The organism is Streptomyces sp. NPDC048506 (genome assembly GCF_040651315.1).
GTDB lineage: Bacteria > Actinomycetota > Actinomycetes > Streptomycetales > Streptomycetaceae > Streptomyces.
The window spans coordinates 1-1,150 of the sequence record NZ_JBEZIX010000136.1 but is presented as its reverse complement, the minus strand read 5'-3'; the positions used below and the strand labels follow the sequence as shown (position 1 = coordinate 1,150).

Sequence of the window (1,150 nt, the reverse complement as noted above, 5' to 3'; positions counted from 1 at the left end):
CCGGCGGAGCAGGATGCGTTGGCGCTGGCGAATCTGGCCTTCGCGGCGCGGGCGGTTGCCGAGGTGGGGGGCACGGTGTTGATCGAGGCGCTCAATGCGCCGGAGTCGCCCGACTGCCCGATCGTCTCGGCGCCCAGGGCGATCGAGGTCGTCGATGCGGTCAACGCCGCGACGGGGTTGGACAACGTCCGGTTCCTGATGGACCTGTACCACCTGTCGATGAACGGCGAGGACCTGCCGGCGGTCATCGCGCAGTACGCGGACAAGACCGCCCATGTCCAGATCGCCGACAACCCCGGCCGCGGCGCCCCGGGCACCGGCCACCTGCCGCTGGCCGACCTGCTGGAGCAGTTGGCCAAGGCCGGCTACGACGGGTGGGTCGGGCTGGAGTACAAGCCCGGCGACGCCCCCAGCGCCGAGGCGTTCGGTTGGCTGCCCGCCGACGCCCGCGCCGCCCGCTGACGCCCGCGCCGCCCGCTGACGTCCGCGCCGCCCGCCGACCCCGTATGCCACACCGTTTGTGAAAGAGGCACCGATGAGCAACCTTCCCAAGATCGCATGGATCGGTCTGGGCATCATGGGCTCGCCCATGGCCGAGAACCTGATCAAGGCCGGCTACGCCGTGACCGGCTACACCCTGGAGGCCGACAAGCTCCAGCGGCTGACCGACGCCGGCGGCACCGCTGCCGGCTCGGTGGCCGAGGCCGTCGCCGACGCCGACGTGGTCATCACCATGGTCCCCGCCTCCCCCCAGGTCGAGGCCATCGCCTACGGCCCCGACGGCATCCTGGACAACGCCAAGCGCGGCGCGCTGCTGATCGACATGTCCTCGATCACCCCGCAGACCTCCATCGACCTGGCCAAGGCCGCCGGCGCCAAGGGCATCCGGGTGCTGGACGCCCCCGTCTCCGGTGGTGAGGCCGGCGCCATCGAGGCCGTCCTGTCGATCATGGTCGGTGGTGAGCAGGCCGACTTCGACGCCGCCAAGCCGCTCTTCGAAGCCCTCGGCAAGACCATCGTGCTGTGCGGCCCGCACGGCTCCGGGCAGACCGTCAAGGCCGCCAACCAGCTCATCGTCGCCATCAACATCCAGGCCTGCGCCGAGGCCGTGGTCTTCCTGGAGAAGTCCGGTGTGGACCTGGCCGCCGCG

General features: G+C 71.2%; 2 protein-coding genes. Both read left to right on the top strand.

What is annotated here, in order from left to right:
• Positions 1 to 462 (top strand): TIM barrel protein (locus AB0C96_RS43085; protein ID WP_362925769.1); only part of this gene is annotated, 462 nt, incomplete at its 5' end.
• 73 nt (positions 463 to 535) lie between these two features.
• A partial coding sequence (locus AB0C96_RS43080; protein WP_362925767.1) for an NAD(P)-binding domain-containing protein occupies positions 536 to 1,150 on the top strand: 615 nt, incomplete at its 3' end.